A 20,682-nucleotide genomic window follows, 5' to 3' on the forward strand; every position below is an offset into this window, starting at 1 on the left:
CCTTTCAGAAGTGCGCTGCGTCCAGCTCGTAGAGGCATTCGCTGCCAGCCTTGGCCGACGCGCTCAACGAGTGGATGCGTGGCAGCAGACGGGCGAAGTAGAAGCGCGCGGTAGCCAGTTTGCTGACGTAGAAATCGTCTTTGGAATGCGTGCTCATGGCAGCCTTGGCCATTCGTGCCCACATGTAGGCGTACGCGGTGTAGCCAAACACGTGCAGGTACTCGACCGAAGCCGCGCCGATTTCATTCGGGTTGCTCTGGGCTCGGTCCAGCAGCCATGCGGTCAGTTCGTCGAGGGTGTCGACAGCGGCGTTCAACGGTTTGGTGAACTCGCCGAGGTCAGCGCAGGCATTGGCGGTAAATTTGCGGATTTCCGAAGCGAACAGCCGGTACAGCGCCCCGCCGCTTCCGACGATTTTGCGCCCGGCCAGATCCAGTGACTGGATACCGTTGGTGCCTTCGTAGATCTGCGTAATGCGCACATCGCGAATCAATTGCTCCTGGCCCCACTCGCGGATGTAGCCGTGGCCGCCGAAGATCTGCTGGCCGTGCACCGTGGTTTCCAGCCCCATGTCGGTGAGAAACGCCTTGGCCACCGGGGTCAGCAGCGACACCAGTTCCTGGGCGCGGGTGCGGGTTGCCGCGTCATCGCTGTACTTGGCAGTATCCAGTTGCAGCGCCACGTAGCTGGAGAACGCACGCCCGCCCTCGTTCAAGGCTTTCATGGTCAACAGCATGCGTCGTACATCCGGGTGCACGATGATCGGGTCGGCGGCTTTATCCTTGTTCTGCGCGCCAGTCGGTGAACGACTTTGCAGACGATCACGGGCGTATTCGATTGCGTTCTGGTATGAGCGCTCACCCAACGCCAGGCCCTGGATGCCTACGCCAAGGCGCTCGTAATTCATCATGGTGAACATCGCCGCCAGGCCCTTGTTCGGCGCATCAACGATCCAGCCTGTCGCCCCGTCAAAATTCATCACACAGGTGGCGGATGCCTTGATGCCCATCTTGTGCTCGATGGAACCGCAGGACAGCGAATTGCGCTCGCCCAGCGAGCCATCGTCATTGACCAGCACCTTGGGCACCAGAAACAGCGAAATTCCCTTGGGACCGGCCGGTGCATCCGGCAACCGGGCCAGCACCAAATGAATGATGTTTTCGGTCAGGTCGTGCTCGCCGCCGGTGATGAAGATCTTGCTGCCGCTGATCTTGAAACTGCCGTCGGCCTGGGGTTCGGCTCGGGTGCGAATCAGGCCCAGGTCAGTGCCGGCATGCGCCTCGGTCAGGCACATCGAGCCGGTCCAGGTGCCGGCATACATGTTCGGCAGATAGCGTTCCTTGAGTTCCTGACTGGCGTGGGCATTGATCGACAGGCACGCACCGGCGGTCAGCATCGGGTACAGACCAAACGACAGACTCGCCGAGTTGACCATCTCCTCGACCTGAGCCGAAATCGCCTTGGGCATGCCCATGCCACCGAACTGCGGATCGCCACCAACACCCACCCAACCGCCTTCGGCGAATGCCTGGTAGGCCGCGACAAAGCCGTCCGGCGCACTGACCGCGCCGTTGCTCCAGGTGCAGCCCTGCTCGTCGCTGCTGCGGTTCAGCGGCGCGATCACTTCGGCGCTGATCTTGCCGGCCTCTTCAAGAATGGCGGCGGCCGTTTCTTCATCAATCACCTCGGCCATGCCAGGCAATTGGGCCCATAGCCGGGACACCTCGAAGACCTCGTTGAGTACGAAGCGCATGTCGCGCAAAGGAGCTTTGTAATCAGACATTGTTGGCTTACTCGGAAGTGGTCAGGGCATGCGACATGTCCTGACGTTGGGATGTACCGGTTTCACCGGTTTGCGCCACTTGGGCTTGTGGAACCGGGTGACGTAGCAAGAAGTACGACAGGGCTGGAATCAGGATCAGCGCGCCGAGCATGTTCCACAGGAACATGAAGGTCAGCAGGATGCCCATGTCGGCCTGGAACTTGATCGGCGACCAGACCCAGCACACAACGCCCGCCGCCAGAGTGATGCCCACCAGGCCCACCACCCGACCGGTAAACGACACGGCGTTGCGGTAAGCCTGACTCAGCGGCAGGCCCTGGCGCTGGTAATGCAACTGCACGCTGAGCAGGTACAAGGCGTAGTCCACGCCGATGCCCACACCCAATGCGATCACCGGCAGAGTCGCGACCTTCACGCCAATGCCCATGGCCACCATCAACGCCTCGCAAAGGATCGAGGTCAGCACCAGTGGCAACAGGGCGACCAGGGTCGCGCGCCAGCTGCGGAAGGTGATCAGGCAGAACAGCGTCACCGCCGCATAGACGTAAAGCAGCATGGTGCGATTGGCCTCGCGCACCACAATGTTGGTCGCCGCCTCAATTCCGGCCGACCCGGCCGCCAGCAGGAACTGGCGATCTTCGCTGTTGTTCTCCCGGGCGAATTTTTCCGCGATGCCCACCACGGCATCCAGCGTCTCGGCCTTGTGATCCTTGAGGAAGGTGATCACCGGCATCAACGAGCAATCGGTGTTGAACAACTCCGGGGAGTTGACCGAGGCTTGCTGCGCGGCGTAGTTCAGCACGTCCTGATTGCGCTGGATGCTGTTGAGCTTGGGGTTGCCTTCATAAGTGCCGGCGGTGATTTGGCGCACCGCGTTGACCAACGAAGCCGTGGCCTGTACGCCCGGATACTGCTGCAGCTCCCAGGCCAAACGGTCGGCGAGAACCAGCGTCTTGTAGTTCAAGCAGCCTTCCGGCGCGGTCTTGATCATCACCGCGAACAGGTCGCTGGACAGCGCGTAGTGGCTGGTGATGTAGGCGTTGTCACGGTTATAGCGAGAGTCGGCACGCAATTCCGGCGCGCCACTTTCCAGGTCGCCGATCTTCAGCTGCAAACTGACCATGAAGCCGCCGATGCCCATCAGCACCGCGACCAATACTGCCCCCGTGGCCCATTTGCGTGTCGTGAAGCGGTCGAGCAAGTCCCACAGTTTGCCGAAGCCTTTATGCCCTTCTGCACGCGTGTCGATTTTCAGCGCACGCTCGGCAGCCTTGGTGCCGACGCCGACATAAGACAGCGCCACCGGCATCAGCAACAGCGAAGTAAAAATCAGCACCGCCACACCGATACTGGCAGTGATCGCCAGGTCGCGGATCACCGGAATGTCGATCAACATCAGCACCGCGAACCCGACAGCGTCGGCCAGCAACGCGGTGACGCCGGCAATGAACAGGCGGCGAAAGGTGTAGCGTGCGGCGATCAGCTTGTGGGTGCCACGGGCGATGTCCTGCATGATGCCGTTCATTTTCTGCGCCGCGTGAGACACACCGATGGCGAAGATCAGGAAAGGCACCAGCACTGAGTATGGGTCGATGGCATAGCCGAGCCAGGCGACGATGCCGAGTTGCCAGACCACCGCGATCAGCGAGCAGCCGACCACCAGCAAGGTGCTGCGCACGCATCGGGTGTAGGCGTAAATGATGATCAGCGACGTGACGACGGCCAGGCCGAAGAACATCATCACCTGAATCAGGCCGTCGATCAGGTCGCCCATCAGTTTGGCGAAACCGATCACCCGGACTTTGTACTGGCCCTTGCCCTCCTCCCCGGCCTTGCGTGCCGCGCTGTCACCGGCGAACTCGATCTTGTCGCGCAACTGCTCCTCGAGCATTTGCGAAAAGGCGTGGTAGTCGATGCGCTGACCGCTGGCCGTGGCTTTGTCCAGCAGCGGAACAATGAGCATGCTCGATTTGTAGTCGCTGGCCACCAGACTGCCGACGATACCGGCGCGGGAAATGTTCTGGCGCAGCTGTTCTATTTCTTCAGGCTTGCCCTGGTAGGTATCGGGCATCACCGGGCCACCCTGAAAACCTTCCTCGGTGACTTCGGTCCAGCGCACCGCCGGGCTCCACAACGACTTCATCCAGGCGCGGTCGACGCCTTCGGTGACGAACAGCTGATCGTTGACCTGTTTGAGTACGTCAAGATAAGCGGGGTCGAAAATATCGCCCTGAGTGTTCTCCACCACCACCCGTACCGAGTTACCCAAACCGCGCAGCGACTGACGGTTTTCCAGGAAATTCTGAATGTACGGCTGGCTCTGCGGAATCATCTTTTCGAAACTGGGACGCAGCTCCAGGCGAGTCGCGGCCATGTAGCCCAGCACCACGGTGGCCAGCGCCATCAGCAGCATGAACAGCGGGCGATAGTTGAACACCAACCGCTCCAACCGATTGCCGGAATGGCGGTCGAAATCCCGCAGATCGCGGATCACCGGCATGGTTTCTTGTTTGGTATGGCCCATGTCTGGGTTCTCGCTCTAAGGGTTCGAGGGCTTATTCAACGGACAGCATCCGTGCACCACGGCTGCCAACCACCACCAGAGCACCGTCGGCGGACTGAGTGGCGCCGGTCACCGGTGTCGGTGCCCGTTGCTGAACCAGATGCAATTGCGCACCTGCGCCCTGGCTGACCAGCATCTGCCCGCCCAGGGTGAACAAGCGGTAATTACCATGGGCATCGACGATGCCGGCGGTGATGCTGACGTGCAGGCCATTCTTCAGCGGGGTCCAGCTGTGACCGCCATCGGTGCTGCGCAGCACATTGCCGCGCAAGCCGTAGACGAGCGCTTCGCCGGGCTTGCCGAGCACACCGAAAAAACTGCCCTGATAGGGTGTCTGCACGGCAGCGAACCGCTGTTGGGTGTCATTCCACTTGAGCAGCAGACCCTGCTCTCCGGCGATGTACAGCGCATCGCCGGTAGAGGCGATGGCGTTGAGGTGAAAGCCCTGCGGGTTGTCGGTGCGGTCCTGAAACGGTGTCCAGCTCTGGCCGCCGTCTTCGGTGCGCAGGATCAGGTTGAACACCCCGACCACATAGCCGAGGCGGTCGTTGGCGAACCAGACATCGAGCAACGGTTTGTCGGCCCCCTGCGCCATCAGGCGCTCACCTTCGGCAACCAGCAGTGGCCATTGCTCGTTGCCCGGTTCTGCACTGGCCAACGCGCCGTAATGCTTGACCAGCAAGGCACCGATCTCGCGGCCGTCCAGTTGTTTGCGCCAGGTCGCGCCAGCGTCACTGCTGTGCAACACCACGCCGTCGCCGCCCACCGCCCAGCCTTGGGTGGCGGAAGGAAAACTCACGGCATTGAGGTCGGCACTGACCGGCACCGCCGCCTGCTGCCAGTGTTTGCCGGCATCATCGGAATACAGAATGTGGCCACGCTGCCCGACTGCGATCAGACGATCGCCGGCGCGAGCCATACCGGATAACGGGCTGTTGGCGGCCAAGGCGCTGACCCTGGCCGGCAGATCCAGCACGTCGACATAAGCGGACGCCTGGCTCAGGCCCTGCAACGTTGCAAGCAGAGCGCCGAGCGCCAGCTGCAGGTAATTCTTGTACGAACACATACCGCGTCCTCTTCGGATAACCGCGCCGGGACACACGTCCGTGTGCCTGACGTTCCAACCTGGCGCCCGCAACGATCGGCATGCGCCGACCGTCGTGCGGTCCCCTGCCTTGCAGGCAGCAGACCGAACAGACGCTTTGTCACGGTTTGCTTAGCGAATCCCGCTACCGGCCAGGGACTCAGGCGACCACTGCGCCTTGGAGAGCGGATCGATGTACTTGATGCCGCCGTAAGGGCCGACCACACCGTTGATGTTGTAAGAGCCACCCACCAGGTCGTAGATCATGAAGGGCGTGGAGTCCGGGATCTGCTTGTCGTAGCTCTGGCTGAGGAACGCGAACGAGCCACGGTACAGCTGACCACGAGCGTCGTATTGGTCAGAGGCCAGAGCGGTCCAGCTGTCTTCATCGAGGTAGAAGCGACGCTTCTGATAGATGTGTCGGGCGCCGGACTTGAGGTTGCCCTCCACCACCCAGACCCGGTGCTTTTCCCAACGCACATAATCCGGTGCCAGGTGATTGGCAGTGGTCAGCGACTTGGGATCCTGGGCGTAGGTCAGCTTGTAGGTGTTGTAGGGCACGATCATTTCTTGCTTGCCCACCAGCTTCCAGTCGTAGCGGTCCAGCGCCCCGTTGAACACGAAAACATCGTCGTAGGTGCCGGCACCGGCGGTGCCAGGGTTAGGCGTGTCGTAAGCCAGGTTCGGTGCCAGCTTGACCCGACGTTGGCCAGGCAAGTATTGCCAGGCGCGGCGCGGTTGCTGCAGCGGGTTGGCGGCGTCCTTGAGCATCACCGCTTCACCGGCCCGGCGCGCAGGCCCGGTATAGGACAGCTTCATCTGGTAGTACACGTCGGCGCTGCTGATCGGCTGCGCGAGGTTCTCGTAGATCGGATAGGAAATGAACGCCTGCCCGGTGGTCGCCAGGGTCGGCACGCCAGCGGAATCGACGTTCCAGGAGTCGTACTTGGAGTTGATGTTGACGCCCTGATAACGCAACAGGAAGTTCCACATCGCCTCGTTGCCCGACTGCGGAATCGGGAACGGCACGCCGGGCAGCACGTTATCGACGGCCAACCCACCCTCAAGGGATTTGGCGCCGGTGGCATTTTTCACCCCATTGTCCAGCACAGCCTTGGGCAAAGAGACTGTACGGTGGGTCGGGTAGACATTGACGTGGAAGCTTGGGAAACGCTTGGCCAGTTCCGCCGTGGTTGCACTGAGCAAGCCCTTGTACTGATCGACGTTTTTGCCATCGATCACCAGCAATGGTTTTTCGTTGGCGAAGGGATCCGGACGCATGCTGTCACCGGATTTGAAACTGGCCGGCGGCGTGGTCAAGCCACCGTCATAGGCGGGGATGGAACCATCAGCGTTCCCGGCCTTTTCGGCCCCCACCAGGGTCAGGCTGCTGCCCAACCGGGCAGCGTCCTGAGTTGAAACAGCGGCCTGTGCCTGGGCGGCAAGGACCATGGCCAGCGAAGCGGCCAACACGGTTTTTGCGAATTTCATCTTGTTATTCTCCTGCTTGCATTGAGCAAATCAGTGGTGAATCAAAAAGTGGTTTTCATCGTCAGGTAAACGGCGCCACGGTCCTCAGTCGTGGCACCACCACCGGAGAAGGCCGAGTAGCCACCGCCGTAGCACGCGTAGTTTTCATTGCCGCTAAAGGCATTGGGTGTGGAGCCGTCGCCGCTGCCGGCATTGGCCGCACCGGTGCTCAGACCACTGGCGTCGCACTTGTCGGTCTTGCCGAAGGAGTCCACGTACTTCAGGTCGATGAAGTATTTGTTGTACACAACGGCACCCACGCCCACGGCATAGTTGCCGGTGTCTTTGGCACCGCCACCAGACACCGGTGACACGCCGTCAAGGCCGACGTTGATGGACATCGGTGCGTTGAGATCGACGCCGGGAAACACCTGGTACCAGGTCGGCGTGAAGTTGACCGCGATGCCCCAGTTGTCCCGGGTTGGCTGGTCGATGCCGCGATAGGTGTCCTTGCCCTTGTAGAGCGCTTCGTTCTTGCTATCGAGCTTGAGCAGGTTGCTGTAGTACAACTCGGCGAGCAGGCTGGCCGAATCGAACACCGGTGTTTTCGGGAAGGTCATCAGGCCGTTGAGCGTCCAGTGCAACGTGTCACCAGTGGCACTCATGCTGTCGCCCTTTTGCGGGGTGTCGTAGATCACCCCGGTGGCCGCCGTGCGGGCCGGCAACAGCCCAAGACCTGCGCCCAAACCCCGCGGCCCTGTCGAGCTGACAACGGCTGGAATACTGGCCAGCGGCATGTTGTGACGAATGTTCAGGTCTGAACCCACACTGATACCGCCCACATCCTTGGACAGGCTCAGGCCGAAGATCTGAATGTTGTCGGCATAGGCCAATTGATAGGTGCTGGTGCTCAACGAATTTAGGGTGTTGACCACCGCCGGCACCATGCCGGCAGGCGGGGTACCGTTGGGATTGGCCGAGGTCAGCCCGGTGGCGTTCAGCCAGGCTTGCGGCAGGATTTCCGACGTATTGCGGTAGTAAACACCGAGGGTGCCATCCAGCCAGGCCGGCGACCACTTGGCCATCACGCCCCAGTCTCCGCGCTTGTCCGGCGTCAGGTCGTGACCGCGACGCACATTGGTCAGCCCGTTGCAGGGCGCCAGACCACAACCCAGTGGGCTGCCCGGCACCACGCCATTGGTGTTGCCCAACAGGAACGACTGCGCACCGAAGCCGACCAGATCGGAGCCGCCATAGTAAGTACCGGCTTCAGGCAGGCGGGCGGCATCCCAATCGAGGAAATACTGAGCGCCCACGGTCAACTCGGGATTGACCGTGAACGACATCGACAACTGGTTACGCGGAACGAACAGTTCCTTGGCTTCAGTTCCCGGCGATGCGGCCAGTTTGGCCAGGTCGAGGCCGGACTGGCCGTAGCTGATCGAGTGCACCGGGTTGAGGATGGTTTCACCCCAGAACACGTTGTGTTGACCGGCCTTGACGCTCAACAGCGACTCCTCGCCCACTTCGGTGCTGTAGAACACGAAGGCATCGAGGATTTCGCCGGAAGGACCGGTGTAGTAACGCTGGGCGTAGTTGCTCAGGTGCGGGCTGCCATTGCCGACATTGTCGCCGGTGACCCCGGCCAGGCGCGGATCGTTGGCGACCAGACCCGACCGTGCGTCATTGCCGTTGACGAACGGGTTGGAATTGGAACCGGTGTTCTCGTACGCCCTGTCGTACCAACTGGCGGCACTGACGCGAAAGCCCATGTGGTTCTGGTAGACGACATCCATTTCGGTCAACAGGTCAACACGGTTGGTGATGTTGGTCCCGGCCTTGCGGAAGTTGTAGTCGCCATCGTTGTTGTTCGGTGTCGCCAACATGCGCTTGTCGGCGCTTTCGGTGCGTACGCCGTAGTTGTACTTCACGGTGTTATCAAAACGCACGGTCCAGTCCGGGTTACCTGTGTCGAGTTCGACCGCCTGCGCGACCGGCACGGCGGCGGCCAGAATGGCCGAGGCCAACAAGGTGTAACGCGAGGGTGCGAACCCGTGACTCTTATTGTTGTGCATTGCGTTGTCTCCGCCTTTTTGTATTTGTTTTAAGCGCAGCCGCCCTCGCGCAACCCTTGTTCCAGGGATTTGCGTTTTTCAGGAGTGAGGGCAAATGCCGGATGGCTGGGGCCAACCGGCGCCTGAACTAGCTATCCAGCGCCAGGATGAGTGCTTCGGCTTGCGGCCAGTGGCCAAACCCTGCAACCGGATTGAGATGACCCACCTCGCCCACGTTGAGCAGTTCGCTGCCCCAGCCCTCAGCCAGTCGAGTGACGGCGTCCAGGCTGGCGAGGTGGTCGTTGGTACTGGCGGCCACCAGACTGCGGAACGGCAGTGGCCCTTTTGGTAGAGGATTCCAACCCTGGGTGCGCAGGGTTTCAGCGGATGGGTAGCCTTGCGGCCAATGAGCATCGAGATCCGGAGGCGTAGCCAACAGCGCGCCCTTGATCGGCCGACTGTGCTGCGCAGCCCAGTGCGCGACCATCAGCACACCGGCGCTGTGAGCAACCAGAATCACCGGCCCTTCGATCTGCTCCAGCTCGCGCTGAATCGCTTCGACCCGCTTGGTGCAATCGAGCTTGTCGGTTTCCAGCGGCGGCACACTGCGCACCTTGCAGAGCCTTGCCTCAAGCAGCGTTTGCCAATGCTCGGCAACGTGCTCACGCAGACCCGGTACGATCAGAACGGTTGCGACAGTTTGCAGTTTGTCCACTTCAACACCTTCGCTTTCTCGATGACTCGACTGGCTCTATCGCCAGGGGCTTTTTGTAGGACTGACATTAAAGAGCGCCCACCCGAGGTGCTTTTCATTGGACGTCAGGCACTTTTCTTTTCATGACAAATTTCCAGGTGTTGGCGTGCCCCGACCATTGGTCGAAAAACCCCGCAGCTTCGCTGTGGGTCACTGTAATCAATGGGTGAGCGTCGATTGCTCGACAACAACGGAGGTGATTCTGGACAGAATCGGGCGAGCGCCCTCGACAACGTCACAACTGTTCAATTGCTGATGTGCTGGATATAGTCGCCACGCTCATCTGAATCGCAACCGGCCCAGGAAAGACCTTCGCATGCCCAAGCTTGTTCGCGCCGCCGTCTTGACCAACTACCTGGAGGTCACCCAGTACCTGGGGTTCAATCCGCGCGATGTGCTGGCCGGCGTCGGCCTGAGCAAAGCGCTGCTGCAAGCGCCCGAACACCGCATCCCCATTGATGCCGCCGTACGCCTGCTGGAAGATTCGGCCGCCGCCAGTGGCTGCCAGAGCTTCGGCCTGAGCATGGCTGAGTCGCGCCAGCTCTCGGACTTCGGTGTGGTCAGCTTGTTACTCAGCCACCAGCGAACGCTGCGAGATGCGTTGCAAGTGTTGGTGCATTACCGTCATCTGATGAACGACTCGCTGGCCCTCTTCATCGAAGAGGCCGGCAAGATGGTGATCATTCGCGAAGAGGTGGTTACTGAATCGCCGATGCCTTGCCGGCAAGCCAATGAACTGGCCATCGGGGTGATGTTCCGCCTGTGCGCCGCCCTGCTCGGCACCCACTGGCATCCCTACAGCGTCAACTTCACGCACCAGCCTCCCGACAACCTGCAACTGCATCGCCGCCTGTTCGGTTGCAAGCTGGAATTCGGCAGCGAGTTCAACGGCATTGTCTGCTCCGACGCCAGCCTCGACGTGACCAACCCCAATGCCGACCCGGCCATGGCGCGCTATGCCCAGAGCTACCTCGACTCGCTGCTGAGTCACGAAGGTCCCTCGATGCTGTTCGAGGTGCGCAAAGCCATCTACCTGCTGCTGCCGATGGGACGCGCCACCATCGAGCAGATCGCCCAGACCCAGGGCATGAACGTACGCACCCTGCAACGTCGCCTGAAAGACGACGGCTGCGCCTTCAACGACCTGATCAACGACGTGCGCCGCGACCTGGTGTTGCGCTACCTGGAAAACCCGAATTATTCGCTAGGGCGCATTGCCGACATGCTCGGCTATTCGATGGCGAGTTCCTTCACCCGTTGGTTCATCACCCAGTTCGGCATGCCGCCCGCCGCATGGCGCAGCGCGCAAAAGCACACCGTCAAAGCTCCGCCGGACTTGACCACCCTGCCCGGCTCCCGCGAGCCCTGAACCGGACGCAACAGACGCAGGGCATGAAAAAAAAAGCGGCGACTGCTGGTACAGTCGCCGCAAAAGAACCGGTGTTTATAGCACCGGCCGAGGAGTCAACGCAGTGCGGCCCTGTAGCAGCTGCCGAGCCCGCGAGGCTGCGTTCGGCTGCGAAGCAGTCGTAAAACCATGCAACGCGGTGTGTCAGTCAACCCGCGCATACCGGATTTGCGAGGACTTCGTCCTCGAACGCAGGCTGCGCCAGCTGCTACAAAAAGTGCGCCGCAGCCAGTATTTTTTAACGGTCTTACAGCCCCCAGCGCAGCAACAACAGCACCAGCACGATAAGGAACACCGTCTCCCCCACCATCAGCAGGATGGGCTTGATGCCGACAGCGGCCAGCTCCTTGAGCTGGGTCTTCATGCCCAGGGCGCTGATGGAAACCACCAGGCACCAGCGCGACAATTCATTGACCGATCCCTGCACCACCGGGGCTATCCAGCCGGTGCTGTTGATACACGCCAGAATCAGAAACCCGACGGCAAACCATGGCAGCAGCGGCGGTCGTTTGCCGGCCGGGTCGGCGCCCTGCATGCGGGTAATCATGGCGGCGCAGACGATCACCGGCAGCAGCATGGCAACCCGCATCAGCTTGATCACCGTGGCTGTATCGCCGGTCTCGGTCGACATGCTGTAACCGGCACCGACCACCTGGGCGACATCATGGATGGTCGCCCCCAAGAACACGCCCGCCACTTGCGGCGACAACGACAGCCAGTTGGCAATCATCGGGTACACGATCATCGCCAGGGTCGACAGCGCCGACACCCCGATCACCGTGAATAACGTTGCGCGTTCTTTCTGCGGATGGTTCGGCAATGCCGCCGCCAGCGCCAACGCGGCCGACGCACCACAAATCGCAGTAGCCCCACCGGTGAGCATGCCGAACAAACGCTGGAATCCCAGCGCCTTTGCCGCGATCACCGAAACGCCGATCGTCACCACCACAACAATCACCACCAGCGCCACAGGCTTCCAGCCCAGCGCGGCAATCTGTTCGAGCGTGATGCGCATGCCCAGCAACGCCACGCCAATGCGCAACACCGTGCGTGCGGTGAACTCGATGCCCGCCTTGCAGGCGCCGTCACCGGCCAGGAAGTTCAGCGCCATGCCCAACAGCAAGGCAAACAGCATCACCGGCGCGCCGTAATGCTCGGACAAAAAGGACGCAGCCGCCGCCACGATCAGGCTGACGACAAAACCCGGCGCCAGTTCGCGCGTTCGGCTATGGATACGGGTAAGAGCGATAGCGCTCATGGCACGGACTCCTCGGGAACGATGACGATAAATGCCTGGCCGTCGATGATCTCGACCGGGTAGTTGGCGACTTTGAGCTGGGTTGAATTGAGCAAGTAACCGCTGCGCAAATCGAAGCGCAGGCCATGGGCGCAGCACTGAATCACTCGCCCCTCAAGGCGCCCGCCACACAGCGAGGCGCCCTGGTGCGGGCAACTGTCGTCGATGGCGAACAGGTCACCTTCGATGTTGAATAACGCCAGGCTTTTGCCATCGAATTCGAACAGCGCACGACCACCCGCCTGCGGGAGTTTTCCGGCAGGCACGGGGATACGAAGACTCATATCGGTTGCCGCTCATGAGCATTTTTGAGCAAGGCTTCGCACATGGCATCAAGCAGCGCTTCGGCAGGCTGTGCGCCCACCACCGTCAGGCGATTGTCGAACCGAAAACTGGGCACGCCGTTGGTGGCCCAGGGGAAACCATCAAAGGGACTGGCGTCGCCCAGCAAGCAGTCAGACACGGCGCCCGCTTCAACGCCGCACGACCGGGCGATGGCGATCAAGGTCTCACGGCAACCCAGGTCTTCGCCGTTCTGGAAATACGCCGCGAACAAACGCTCAAGCAAGGCATCACGCAGCTCAACATTGCCCAACACGCTGACACGCTCCAGCAGACGATGGGCGTCCGCGGTGTTGGGCATCGTCGTGATGCGGCTCAAATCGATGGCCAGCCCAACGTCCATGGCGGCCTGCTGCACCTGGGCCTGGCGCATCGCTACAACTTCAGGGCTACCCAGACGCTTGCGATAAAACTCGGCGAAGGGTTCACCCTGTGCCGGCAGCTGCGGCAGCAATTGCACCCCGTGCCACACCGTGATGATTTCCACGCAGGGCTGCTGGACACGCAGCTGGTCTTGCGCGCGCTCCAGTTGACGCTTGCCGATCAGGCACCACGGGCAGATAAAATCGAAGAACACATCAATACGTAAACGACCACTCACAACTTCACCTCTAACGCCGCTTTGCCAATCGAATCGTGGACTTGCTCGCCTCGAAGCCGGGCGATGTCCTTGTGGTAGTGACACTTGGCATAAAAGAACACGGCCGCTGCCGCGATGCTGACCAGTGGCACCATTTGAAAAGCGGCCTGCAAGCCGATGAGGTCGGACACCCTGCCGGTGATGAACGGCCCAGGCGCCAGCCCCAGCATGTTGTTGGCCAGGGTCAGCGTGGCGAACGCCGTGCCGTGGACCGAGTAATGGGTCAGGTTGGCAACCATGGCTCCGCAAGGGCCGGTCGTGCCGGCGGCAATCAACATGCCCAGGCAGATCAGCGCCAATTGCACAGGCCCTGCCGGCAGGGCGAACGCTGCCGACAACAGCAGACAACTGCCCAGGCAATAGGCGATGGCCAAAGCGACTTTGCGCTCCGGCGAATGGCGACACAGTCGATCGCTGAGCATGCCGCACAGGATCATCCCCGCACCGCTGCACAGCACGATGATCGCCGCGACGCCGCCCGCCTTGTCCGTGGCCATGTCGTAATAACGATTGAGGTAACTGGGCATCCACACAATGACGGTGCCGCCGACGAACAGTTGCAAGCCACTGCCGATGTAGGCAGCGATCACCGAGCGGCTGGAAAACAGCGTGCGCAAAGGACGCTTGATCGCAGCAGCCGTTTTGTTCGCCACCTGGGCGGCACGTTGCGGCGCAATGCGTGCTTCCTTGACGATGATCGGGTAAAGCACCGCCAGCAGCAGGCCGAACAGCGACATGCCGGCGAACGACCAGCGCCAGCCAAGCTTGGCGGCGATTGCCCCGCCCAGTGCCATACCTAATACCGAACCGAACATGCCACCCGCCATAAAGGCACTGGCCAGGGTTGCACGCATGTGTTTGGGAAACACCGAAATCACCACCGCGATCCCGACGCTGCCGTACGCCGCTTCGCCGACGCCGACCATGAACCGTGCAATGAACATCTGCTGATAGTCCTGCGCCAACGCGCAGCCCAGCGTGGCCAGACTCCACAGCAAAGCCATCAGCGCCAGGCTCTTGACCCGGCCGAAGCGATCCGCCAGCAATGACAGGGGAATTGTCAGCAGCCCCACCATCAGGGCGACAATGCCACTGAGCAGGCCGAGCTGACCGTCGCTCAGGGCCCATTCGCCCTTGAGCATCGGGAACACCGCGTTCAGTACCTGACGCGACATGTAATCGGAAATCAACAAGCCGAACGTCAGTGCAAAGACGATCCAGGCATACTTGCGCGCAACGCCGACGCCACTGCAGTCATCATCGTCTGCGGCGATTGGGTGAAAGGCCATGCAGCCTCCTCAAAGCTTTGTTTTATTGTTGTTATCAAGCGTGTTGCAATGCAGCGAGCGGGAAGCCATTGACCTCCCGCGTCGTCTGCCGATCAGCCGCGTTGCGGCACACCTTTCTGCCCGGCCTTGCGGTTGGGGGCCATGCCATTGGCCAATAGGGTTTCTTCGATGCTTTGGTACTGCACACCGATGCGATAGATCGCGCGGGCTTCTTTGCCCGTGGCGATTTCCCGACCCAGTTCATGGGCGATGCGTACGGTTTGCTTGATCTGCGCAACTGAGCCGAAACGATCGCCCTTGTGATCAATGATAGTGTCTTCATTGCCCACACGCGGGTGCATCCCCATGGCCATCGACATGGTGTTGAACGGCATGACGTTCTTGAGCAGCGACTCGGAAGTCAGGGTGCAACCGTCCGGCGCGCGGTGGATGAAGTTGAAGAAGTTGAACGGATTGGGGCCATCGAAACCGCCGCCGATACCGATCCAGGTCAGGTTCAACGGGCCCTTGTAGACGCCCTTGCGCACCAGGCGCTCAAGGGTTTCCATGGCATGCATGCCGGTCAGCTGGAAGTGCGGCTGGATACCGTTGTCCATCAGACGCTTGAGGTGTTCCGCGACCCAGGCCGGGCCCGCCGGTACGGTCATTTCGCTGTAGGCCGCCTGATAGGCAGGATTGGCCAGGGACGTGCCTTCCAGGTATTCCGGATACAGCAGCTCCATGATGTTCATCTGGGTGGTGTTGATGGCCACCGTGACCTGATCCGGTTTTGGCGTCAGCTCGGCCAGCATGTGGCGCGTATCGTCAGACAGCCACTTGGCGGCTTCGCCATCGCTTTCGGGGGCGAAGGAAATCGAACCACCGACCTGGATGATCATGTCCGGCACGGCTTCACGCACACCGGCGATCAACTCATTGAACTTGGACAGACGCTTGGAACCCTTACCGTCCAATTCACGCACGTGCAGGTGCAATACCGTTGCGCCCGCCTCATAACAATCAACCGCCTTCTGCACCTGCTCGTCCATGGTCAGCGGGATGTCTTCAGGGAAATCTTCCGGCATCCATTCGGGGCCATACGGGGCCACGGTGATCACCACCTTTTCCATATTTTCCGGGTGCAGGGAATCGTCGAAGAATTGCATGAGTTACTCCTGTTCTTATGATTGTTACGCACGCCCAGATCGTGCCGGGCAGGCATGTCTACGAGAGCGAATGCAGCGGCGGTCGATCAGTAAGTCTTGTCGCCGATGATGCCGGCGCGTTCCATCTTGCGATGGCACGGCGGGTAATCCATGACGGCGTAGTGCTGGGTACTGCGGTTGTCCCAGATGGCGATGCTGTTGGGTTTCCAGCGCCAGCGCACCTGATACTCGGGGATGTAGGCCTGGCTGATCAGGTAGCGCAGCAGCTCACTTGCGCCCGGGTTGGCGTCCTGGCCGAAGCGCACCCGCTCGGGGGTGTGGTAGTTGCTCAAGTGCGTCGTGAAGGCGTTGACAAACAGCACCTTTTCCCCGGTTTCCGGGTGGGTGCGCACCACCGGGTGCTCGGCATCCGGGTACATCGCCTTGAGCGCCAGACGCTTTTCGATCGGCATGGCGGCACCGAAACTCGCTTCGATGCTGTGGCGGGCGCGCAGGTCGGCGATCTTCACCTTCACGTCTTCCGGCAAGCGCGCATAAGCCTCGACCATGTTGGCCCACATGGTGTCGCCGCCCACCGGTGGGCACTCTACGCAGCGCAGCACGCAACCCATCGGCGGCGCCTCGCGCCAGGTAGCGTCGGTGTGCCAGGCGTTTTCGTAACGGTCCATCGGCTGGTCCGGCCGCTTGTAGATGCGCACCAGCCCTGGATGATCCGGATCACTGCCGGCCACCGGATGATCCTCCAGCTCGCCAAAGCGCCGGGCGAATGCCACATGCTCGGCGCGAGTGATGTCCTGATCACGCAGAAACACCACCCGATGCTTGAGCAGCTGAGCACGAATCTCGGCAAAAAGACCGTCGTCATGCACCGCGTCGGCGAGGTTGACGCCCACCAGCTCCGCGCCAATGCTGCAGGTCAATTGTTCGACTTTCATGGCAGACGACTCCCTTAAATGACGAAAATCGATGAGCCCGTGGTCTTGCGTGATTCCAGGTCGCGATGGGCCTGCACGGCATCCTGCAAAGCATAGTGCTGGTTGATCTCGATCTTGATCCGACCGCTGCCGACATGGTCGAACAACTCACCCGCCAACACGGCTTTTTCCGCCGGGTCGGCGATGTAATCGGCCAGGGCCGGACGCGTCATGAACAGCGAGCCTTTCATCGCCAGCAGTACCGGATCGAAGGCCGGGATCGGACCGGATGCCGTGCCGACACACACCATCAGGCCGCGGCGCTTGAGCGAATCCAGGGAGCCCATGAAGGTGTTCTTGCCAACACTGTCGAACACCACGTTGACCCCCACGCCGTCCGTCAGCTCGCGAACGCGTTGGGCGACGTCTTCATGGCTGTAGTTGATGACATGCTCGCAGCCATGGGCCCGGGCAATTTCACCCTTTGCCTCGGTAGACACGGTGCCAATGACGTTCAGACCGAGCAGCTTGGCCCACTGCGAAACAATCAGGCCTACACCACCGGCAGCGGCGTGCAACAGAATGCTGTCGCCGGCCTTGAAGTCGTAAATACGCCGCATCAGGTACGACGATGTCAGGCCGCGCATGGTCATGGCCGCGGCGGTCTCGAAACTGATGGTTTCCGGCAGCTTGATCAGCGGCGCGGCCGGGATCAGACGCTCGGTGCTGTAGGCACCCAAGGTATTGAGAAAACCGGTGTAAGTAACGCGATCACCGACTTGTACGTTGGTCACCCCTTCGCCGATGGCCTGGACCACACCGGAGGCTTCAACCCCCATGCCGTTGGGCATCGGGATCGGGTAAGTGCCATTGCGAAAGTAGGTGTCGGCATAGTTCAGGCCCACCGCCACATGACGAAGACGAACCTGGCCTGGACCGGGATCGCCGACTTCGACCTCTTCATAACGAAGGACTTCGGGACCACCGGTTTCGTAGAAGCGTACGGCTTTGGCCATTTTTTCTTATTCTCCAGTCTCAAGTTGGGCGTGCTGCGTCGAATTGCGCTGATTGGACTGTAGGACGCCGTCTGGCGAGTCGCTTCTCATCAGACGACAATGGCTTTTCATTTCATGACAGTGTGCGTTGCATCAACGTCTGCTATGGATGACTTATCCAGTGCCTCTCGATACCCTGCGCACCTCGGTATGATGGTGTTCCAGGTCAAACCACCCTCCCTCCAGACGAGCATGTGATGAAATCCCCTGCAGGTTTGCTGCTGTCGGCTATTGAGCTGGACCGTGCCAGCGCCATCCCCCTGTACCGCCAACTCTATTTGCAGATTCGCAAACAGATTCTCAGCGGAAAAATGCAAGGGGGCGTGCGCCTGCCGTCGACGCGGACCCTGAGCAAAGAATTGGCGCTGTCGCGGATCACCATTCTCAATGCATTCGATCAGCTGATTGCCGAAGGCTTTTTGGCGTCGCGTACCGGGGCGGGCACCTATGTCGGCGATGAGTGGGAGAGCCGAGGGATTGCCGACGAAGAGCAGCGCCAGCCACCTCGCCTGTCCGACCTGAGCCAGTCCATGCTGTCGCTGCGCAGCAGTCACTTTCGCGGGGTTTCCTATACCGATTGGGACCCCGCGACCCCCACCTCATTCCTGCCCAGCCACAGTACCTACGACGCGTTCCCCCTCGCTGTGTGGCGGCGCTTGATGAACCGCCACCTGCTCAAGCCGACCAAGGCCATGCTTGGCTATGGCGAACTGCAAGGGTTACAGGCCTTGCGCACGGCGATTGCCGAGTACGTCTTTGATGCCCGTGGCATCGACTGCAGCGCCGAACAGGTAGTGATCGTTTCCGGCGCCCAGCAAGCCTTCAACCTGTTGGGCATGCTGTTGCTCAATCCGCAGGACAGCGTGTGGATGGAAGACCCAGGACACATCGCGGCGCGCATTGCGTTGCAGGCCCAAGGGGCTCAGGTGGTCCCGTTGCGGATCGATGAACAAGGGATTGATATTCAGCAAGGCCTGGCCGAGTGCCCCGACGCCCGCCTGGTATTCACCACGCCATCTCGCCAGCATCCCTTGGGCGTGACCATGAGTTATGCGCGGCGCCAGGCGCTCATCGATTGGGCTGCGCAGTATCAAAGCTGGATCATCGAGGACGATTGCGACAGTGAATTTCGCTACAGCGGCCGCCTCCTCCCCGCGCTCTACGCCATGGACCAGATGGCTCGAGTGATCTATGTCGGCACCTTCAGCAAAGTGCTCTTCCCCTCGCTAAGACTGGGCTATGTGATATTGCCGCAAGCCTTGGTCGAACCCTTCTGTACCCTGCGCGCGGTGATGGATCGCAGCCCGCCCACGCTTCTCCAGGCGACGACGGCGGACTTCATGCGCGAAGGCCACTTCCTCGGCCATATTCGCCGCATGCGTGCGCTGTACCAGGCTCGCCAGCAAGCACTGCTCAAGCAACTCCAGCAACAACTGGGCGGCTTCTTCAACATCACCCCGGTGGAAGCCGGCATGCACCTGATCGCCTGGCTGCCACCCACGCTTGATGACGATGCCATCGCCAGAGAACTGGCCCGGCACAACATCCACACCTACGCCCTGAGCGACTACTGCCTTGAGCATGTCCTGCCACCTGCCCTGCTCATCGGTTTCGCCGGTACGCCTGAGGGCCAGGCGCAAGAACGCGTCGAAGCGCTGGCCCGGGCCTTGAGCAAAATGGGGTACCTGCAGGCCACTTGAGCAAGGCAAGTGGTCTTATGGTTTAACTGATAATGGATCTATCGAGAGTTCCTGACTGGCGCGATAAAGGCTGCGCCGGTAGACCCGGCGTCTGACCAGGAACGACTCGAATGAACAATAAGATCCAAGAGCGATTCAATGCCTTGCTCAGCCACAAGGCTGCCGAGGCCGGAACACCTCCCCTACTGACAGAAGCACTGGCTCGCCAACTGCTCGACCGCCTTGGGCAGATGCGCTTGTTTGCACATGCCTATCCCTTGCTGACCAACCTCACCCATGGCCGTGTCACGCCTGCCGACCTGCTGGATTTCGCCTATCGCCACGAATTGCAGGGTCTGAGCCTGCATTTGCTCGACGGCGAGGAAAACAGCCTGAGCCAAATGACACCCGCACAGCTGCAGACGTTTGCCGACAAGGCCAATGCGCTCGGACTGGATGTGCACCTGGAAATCAGCAGCACGCTGAAAAAAGATGTCGATCAGGTGATCGCCATTGCCAAAGCGCTTGGGGTTCGCAACATCCGCGTTTACTCACGTTACGAGGGGACGCTGTCCCGGGTCATGGACGTGATCGAGTCAGACCTGCACTACCTCGCGCAGCAAGCAGACGAGCACGACCTGTTCTTCGACTTCGAGCAGCATGAGGAACTCAAGAGCGCCGAAATCGCGCAACTGCTGAGCCGGCTAAACCACCCACGGCTGCATGCCTTGTTCGACTTCGGCAACATGATCAATGCCTGCGAACAGCCCCTGCCGGCGCTGCGGACCCTGGCACCGCATATACGCCAGACCCACCTCAAGGGTGTGCGCATCGTCCCCGAGCACAACGGCTTCGGCCATTTCGGCGTGCTGCAGGGCAGCGACGATGACGACCTGCCAAGCGCTCGCATGCTGTTCGAGCTGTTGATGCTCGGCGACTCAACCCCGCAGGTGATCGCGTTCATTCTTGAGCAGGAAAACCACTACGTCGCCCCGGCGTTCCGCCAGACCTCTGAGGCTGCCGATCCATTCATTGCGTACCGGGAAATGAGTGACACGCCACTCCCGGACGGCTACTCGCTCGAACGAATGCTCGCCGACGAACACCGTTGGGCGAACAACCAGGTCGCCTATGTACGAGGCCTGCTGGCCGAGTTCCGAACCCTGGCCGAGTTGACCCTGGCCAACCCCGCTAATCCCTGAACC

The 20,682-nt window shown here is 60.9% G+C and carries 16 protein-coding genes; 3 read left to right on the forward strand and 13 right to left on the reverse strand.

All coding sequences use genetic code 11. The features are described from left to right. Positions 1 to 4 precede the first annotated feature (4 nt). The 6 genes from KGB18_RS24035 to KGB18_RS24060 all read right to left on the reverse strand — a co-directional run bounded on the left by KGB18_RS24035 (position 5) and on the right by KGB18_RS24060 (position 9,669). A complete protein-coding gene (locus KGB18_RS24035; protein ID WP_223570585.1) occupies positions 5 to 1,783 on the reverse strand; it encodes an acyl-CoA dehydrogenase C-terminal domain-containing protein in 1,779 nt (592 codons plus the stop codon). Between the two features lie 7 nt (positions 1,784 to 1,790). After that, entirely contained in the window at positions 1,791 to 4,307 is a 2,517-nt protein-coding gene (locus KGB18_RS24040) for an efflux RND transporter permease subunit (protein ID WP_223570586.1), read from the reverse strand. Positions 4,308 to 4,338: 31 nt separating this feature from the next. Beyond that, positions 4,339 to 5,412: a WD40/YVTN/BNR-like repeat-containing protein gene (locus KGB18_RS24045; RefSeq protein ID WP_223570587.1), complete on the reverse strand. Its 1,074-nt coding sequence runs from the start codon at positions 5,410 to 5,412 to the stop codon at positions 4,339 to 4,341. 150 nt (positions 5,413 to 5,562) lie between these two features. Next, positions 5,563 to 6,921 (reverse strand): DUF1329 domain-containing protein, encoded by a 1,359-nt coding sequence (locus KGB18_RS24050; protein WP_201060027.1) that lies wholly within the window; start codon positions 6,919 to 6,921, stop codon positions 5,563 to 5,565. Between the two features lie 41 nt (positions 6,922 to 6,962). Further along, positions 6,963 to 8,975, reverse strand: coding sequence for a DUF1302 domain-containing protein (locus tag KGB18_RS24055; protein WP_201060026.1), 2,013 nt, complete (start codon positions 8,973 to 8,975; stop codon positions 6,963 to 6,965). A gap of 127 nt (positions 8,976 to 9,102) precedes the next feature. After that, complete coding sequence (locus KGB18_RS24060) at positions 9,103 to 9,669, reverse strand: RBBP9/YdeN family alpha/beta hydrolase (RefSeq protein WP_223570588.1); 567 nt, start codon at positions 9,667 to 9,669, stop codon at positions 9,103 to 9,105. Between the two features lie 355 nt (positions 9,670 to 10,024). On the opposite strand from KGB18_RS24060, the gene KGB18_RS24065 reads away from it, so the two are divergent. Next, the gene (locus KGB18_RS24065) at positions 10,025 to 11,077 is read left to right on the forward strand and encodes an AraC family transcriptional regulator (protein WP_123721017.1); all 1,053 of its coding nucleotides are present in this window, start codon (positions 10,025 to 10,027) and stop codon (positions 11,075 to 11,077) included. 286 nt (positions 11,078 to 11,363) lie between these two features. Here KGB18_RS24065 and KGB18_RS24070 read toward each other — a convergent pair whose 3' ends face one another. The 7 genes from KGB18_RS24070 to KGB18_RS24100 form a co-directional block, all read right to left on the reverse strand. Then, positions 11,364 to 12,374, reverse strand: coding sequence for a YeiH family protein (locus KGB18_RS24070; protein ID WP_123721016.1), 1,011 nt, complete (start codon positions 12,372 to 12,374; stop codon positions 11,364 to 11,366). Continuing rightward, the gene (locus KGB18_RS24075) at positions 12,371 to 12,697 is read right to left on the reverse strand and encodes a Rieske (2Fe-2S) protein (protein ID WP_123721015.1); all 327 of its coding nucleotides are present in this window, start codon (positions 12,695 to 12,697) and stop codon (positions 12,371 to 12,373) included. The genes KGB18_RS24070 and KGB18_RS24075 overlap by 4 nt, the downstream gene beginning before the upstream one ends. After that, positions 12,694 to 13,356, reverse strand: coding sequence for a DsbA family oxidoreductase (locus tag KGB18_RS24080; RefSeq protein WP_223570589.1), 663 nt, complete (start codon positions 13,354 to 13,356; stop codon positions 12,694 to 12,696). The genes KGB18_RS24075 and KGB18_RS24080 overlap by 4 nt, the downstream gene beginning before the upstream one ends. Then, a complete protein-coding gene (locus KGB18_RS24085) occupies positions 13,353 to 14,684 on the reverse strand; it encodes an MFS transporter (RefSeq protein ID WP_223570590.1) in 1,332 nt (443 codons plus the stop codon). The genes KGB18_RS24080 and KGB18_RS24085 overlap by 4 nt, the downstream gene beginning before the upstream one ends. 92 nt (positions 14,685 to 14,776) lie before the next feature. Then, positions 14,777 to 15,829, reverse strand: a complete 1,053-nt coding sequence (locus KGB18_RS24090; protein ID WP_123721012.1) for a 3-keto-5-aminohexanoate cleavage protein — start codon at positions 15,827 to 15,829, stop codon at positions 14,777 to 14,779. An 86-nt stretch (positions 15,830 to 15,915) separates the two neighbouring features. Further along, complete coding sequence (locus KGB18_RS24095; protein ID WP_123721011.1) at positions 15,916 to 16,764, reverse strand: TauD/TfdA dioxygenase family protein; 849 nt, start codon at positions 16,762 to 16,764, stop codon at positions 15,916 to 15,918. Positions 16,765 to 16,778: 14 nt separating this feature from the next. After that, complete coding sequence (locus KGB18_RS24100; RefSeq protein WP_123721010.1) at positions 16,779 to 17,759, reverse strand: quinone oxidoreductase family protein; 981 nt, start codon at positions 17,757 to 17,759, stop codon at positions 16,779 to 16,781. 236 nt (positions 17,760 to 17,995) lie between these two features. Here KGB18_RS24100 and KGB18_RS24105 point away from each other — a divergent pair, with 236 nt between their 5' ends. Further along, positions 17,996 to 19,498 (forward strand): PLP-dependent aminotransferase family protein, encoded by a 1,503-nt coding sequence (locus KGB18_RS24105; protein WP_123721009.1) that lies wholly within the window; start codon positions 17,996 to 17,998, stop codon positions 19,496 to 19,498. A 110-nt stretch (positions 19,499 to 19,608) separates the two neighbouring features. After that, on the forward strand, positions 19,609 to 20,679 hold the full coding sequence (locus KGB18_RS24110) for a sugar phosphate isomerase/epimerase family protein (RefSeq protein WP_223570591.1): 1,071 nt from the start codon (positions 19,609 to 19,611) through the stop codon (positions 20,677 to 20,679). Positions 20,680 to 20,682: the final 3 nt, after the last annotated feature.

Origin of the sequence: Pseudomonas sp. BF-R-26, assembly GCF_019947395.1 — a bacterium.
GTDB lineage: Bacteria > Pseudomonadota > Gammaproteobacteria > Pseudomonadales > Pseudomonadaceae > Aquipseudomonas > Aquipseudomonas farris.

Coding starts and splice junctions, on each gene's coding strand:
- KGB18_RS24035 (WP_223570585.1), bottom strand. CDS start 1,783: ATGTCTGATTACAAAGCTCCTTTGCGCGACATGCGCTTCGTACTCAAC.
- KGB18_RS24040 (WP_223570586.1), bottom strand. CDS start 4,307: ATGGGCCATACCAAACAAGAAACCATGCCGGTGATCCGCGATCTGCGG.
- KGB18_RS24045 (WP_223570587.1), bottom strand. CDS start 5,412: ATGTGTTCGTACAAGAATTACCTGCAGCTGGCGCTCGGCGCTCTGCTT.
- KGB18_RS24050 (WP_201060027.1), bottom strand. CDS start 6,921: ATGAAATTCGCAAAAACCGTGTTGGCCGCTTCGCTGGCCATGGTCCTT.
- KGB18_RS24055 (WP_201060026.1), bottom strand. CDS start 8,975: ATGCACAACAATAAGAGTCACGGGTTCGCACCCTCGCGTTACACCTTG.
- KGB18_RS24065 (WP_123721017.1), top strand. CDS start 10,025: ATGCCCAAGCTTGTTCGCGCCGCCGTCTTGACCAACTACCTGGAGGTC.
- KGB18_RS24070 (WP_123721016.1), bottom strand. CDS start 12,374: ATGAGCGCTATCGCTCTTACCCGTATCCATAGCCGAACGCGCGAACTG.
- KGB18_RS24075 (WP_123721015.1), bottom strand. CDS start 12,697: ATGAGTCTTCGTATCCCCGTGCCTGCCGGAAAACTCCCGCAGGCGGGT.
- KGB18_RS24085 (WP_223570590.1), bottom strand. CDS start 14,684: ATGGCCTTTCACCCAATCGCCGCAGACGATGATGACTGCAGTGGCGTC.
- KGB18_RS24090 (WP_123721012.1), bottom strand. CDS start 15,829: ATGCAATTCTTCGACGATTCCCTGCACCCGGAAAATATGGAAAAGGTG.
- KGB18_RS24095 (WP_123721011.1), bottom strand. CDS start 16,764: ATGAAAGTCGAACAATTGACCTGCAGCATTGGCGCGGAGCTGGTGGGC.
- KGB18_RS24100 (WP_123721010.1), bottom strand. CDS start 17,759: ATGGCCAAAGCCGTACGCTTCTACGAAACCGGTGGTCCCGAAGTCCTT.
- KGB18_RS24105 (WP_123721009.1), top strand. CDS start 17,996: ATGAAATCCCCTGCAGGTTTGCTGCTGTCGGCTATTGAGCTGGACCGT.
- KGB18_RS24110 (WP_223570591.1), top strand. CDS start 19,609: ATGAACAATAAGATCCAAGAGCGATTCAATGCCTTGCTCAGCCACAAG.